Annotated in this window: 4 protein-coding genes; all 4 read left to right on the top strand. The window is 70.5% G+C overall.

Annotated features, from left to right (window positions below; all coding sequences use genetic code 11):
- On the top strand, window positions 1-704 hold a 704-nt coding region (gene pyrF / locus MXD58_RS28850), incomplete at its 5' end, for an orotidine-5'-phosphate decarboxylase (RefSeq protein ID WP_250611327.1).
- A gap of 231 nt (window positions 705-935) precedes the next feature.
- The gene (mihF, locus tag MXD58_RS28845; RefSeq protein WP_009742797.1) at window positions 936-1,253 is read left to right on the top strand and encodes an integration host factor, actinobacterial type; all 318 of its coding nucleotides are present in this window, start codon (window positions 936-938) and stop codon (window positions 1,251-1,253) included.
- A 244-nt stretch (window positions 1,254-1,497) separates the two neighbouring features.
- Window positions 1,498-2,040, top strand: a complete 543-nt coding sequence (gene gmk / locus MXD58_RS28840; protein WP_248839724.1) for a guanylate kinase — start codon at window positions 1,498-1,500, stop codon at window positions 2,038-2,040.
- 157 nt (window positions 2,041-2,197) lie between these two features.
- The gene (rpoZ, locus tag MXD58_RS28835; protein ID WP_248821470.1) at window positions 2,198-2,482 is read left to right on the top strand and encodes a DNA-directed RNA polymerase subunit omega; all 285 of its coding nucleotides are present in this window, start codon (window positions 2,198-2,200) and stop codon (window positions 2,480-2,482) included.
- Window positions 2,483-2,532 lie beyond the last annotated feature (50 nt).

Raw genomic sequence — 2,532 nt, 5'->3', positions numbered from 1 at the left:
GGGCGACCGCCGTGCGCTGGGCGCGGGCGGTCGCCCCATCGGCCGCCGTCCTCAAGATCGGCCTGGAGCTGTTCTACCGCGAGGGGCCGGCGGTCGTGACCGCGCTGCGCGGCGAGGGCCTGCTCGCCGAGCCGGGGGGGAGCGGGCACGCCAGCGACGCGCCGGAGCTCTTTCTCGATCTCAAGCTGCATGACATTCCGGCGACGGTGGCCGGCGGCCTGCGGTCGGTCGCGACCCTGCTTCCTCGGTTCATCACCATCCACGCCGCGGGCGGGGCGGCGATGATACGCGCGGCGATCGAGGCGGCCCCTGAGGCCGATGTGGCCGTTGTGACCGTGCTCACCTCCCTCGACGCGGCGGCGCTGGGGGCGGTCGGGTTCGACGGGCCGCCGGACGACGCGGTCCGCCGCCTCGCGGCGCTGGCCGTCCAGGCCGGGGCGAATACCCTTGTGTGCAGCCCGCGGGAGGTCCGAATGGTCCGTTCGGAGCTGGGTGAGTCCGTGACTCTCATCACGCCCGGAGTGCGTCCGGAGGGGTCCGACGTGGCTGATCAGGCCCGGATCGCGACCCCCGACCAGGCCATACGGGCAGGCGCGGACCTGGTGGTGGTGGGCCGTCCCATCACCCGGGCCGCCGATCTGGGCGGTGCCGCCAAGGCGGTCGCGGACAGTATTTCCGCAGGTAGACGGCCTGCGGCTGGCTGATCGCCGAGGTCAGGGCAGGGTGTGTTCGTCCTGGTGCGGTACGAAGCGGTACGGTGGGGCCGTCGTAGACCGAAAGGGTGCGGCACGTGCTGGCCACCCCTTTCGTCCCGTCAAAGCCTTCTCTTGTGCGAACAATATGTCCGCATCAGAGTGTTGTGGCCAAGGCTGGACTGAGGAACCACTTCCTCGCTAGTTTGCGCGGCGCGATCACTGAATTGAGGAGGCGTACCCGTGCCCCTGCCGCCCCTAACGCCAGAGCAGAGGGCCGCCGCCCTCGAGAAAGCCGCTCTGGCTCGTAAGCAGCGCGCAGAACTCAAGGAGCGGTTGAAGAAGGCGGAGACCACTCTGGCCGCCGTTCTGGAACAGGCCGAGGCCGATGAGGTCGTCGGCAAGATGAAGGTTTCGGCTGTTCTCGAGTCACTCCCGGGGGTTGGGCGCGTCCGCGCCCAGAAGATCCGGGAACGACTCGGCATCAGCCCGACCCGCCGGCTCAGAGGGCTCGGCGCGAAGCAGCGCGCCGCGCTCCTCGAGGAGTTCGGAACGGCCTGACCCGGCGGAGTGGAATTCCACTCCGACATCCGGGGAGGGCCTGGCGGGGGCGTGGCTTCGCCGACGTGCGTGGCACCACTCACGCACTTCGGAGAAGCCATGCGACCTACCGTGCGGATCGGGGGCCGGAATTCTCTACCGTCCCCCGATCCGAATGTCCATGGGAAACAAGTCCCGACCCGAGTAGTCAGCGGGCGGACGACCGGCCGCGCCGGCACTGGCTCGCAGGCCCTAGGGTGGGTCCGTGCGCCTCACAGTGCTGTCTGGTCCGTCCGGAGTCGGGAAGGGAACGGTCGTCGCGGCCGTCCGCCGGCGTCATCCCGAGGTCTGGGTGTCGGTGAGTGTGACCACCCGGGCCCCGCGGCCCGGAGAGACCGACGGCGTCGAATACCACTTCGTCGACGCCGAGGAGTTCGCCCGGATGGTGAAGATCGGCGAGTTCGTCGAGCACGCGATGTTCGCCGGGCACGCGTACGGCACCCCGCGGCGCCCGCTCGTCGAGCGGCTCGCGACGGGCGTGCCGTGCCTGTTGGAGATTGAGCTGCTCGGTGCCCGGCAGGTGCGCTCGGCGATGCCGGACGCACGTTTCGTGTTTCTCGCCCCGCCGACGTTCGACGAGCTGACGCGGCGGCTGACCACCCGGGGCACCGAGCCGCCCGAGATCATCAACCGGCGTCTCGACCGGGCCAGGATCGAGCTGGCGGCGGAGACGGAGTTCGACCACATCGTCGTCAACGACGAGGTGGGAGGAGCGGCCGACCGCTTGGTAGCATTGATGATCGACTAGGTCCCGCACGGTCGCGCCATGAAGGCGCCGTGCTCGCGCCACGCAGCCGCACTCCGGTGCGCGCCACGGGCGCGGGTGGTTCCGTGCGAGGCTTGGTGGTCCGGGCGGCGGCCGCCGTCCCGGGCCCGTGCACCTGAGCACAACCCGGAAGGACATCGTGGCCGGTACCGTCGCCCACCCCGAAGGCATCACCAACCCCCCCATCGACGAGCTGCTCGAGGCCACCGACTCGAAGTACAGCCTGGTCATCTACGCGGCCAAGCGGGCTCGCCAGATCAACGCCTACTACTCCCAGCTCGGCGAGGGCCTGCTGGAGTACGTCGGGCCCCTGGTCGAGACGACCAACGCGCAGGAGAAGCCGCTGTCGATCGCGCTGCGCGAGATCAACGCCGGCCTGCTGACCCACGAGACCGTCGCCGACAGCCTGTCGCCGGTCGTCTGAGACGGCCGTGGCCGACGAGCTGACCGGCGCCGCGCCCGCGCCCGCGCCGG

This window comes from Frankia sp. AgKG'84/4, assembly GCF_023242965.2.
GTDB lineage: Bacteria > Actinomycetota > Actinomycetes > Frankiales > Frankiaceae > Frankia.
The sequence above is the reverse complement of the archived record's forward strand: the minus strand, read 5'-3'. Positions and strand labels throughout refer to the sequence as shown.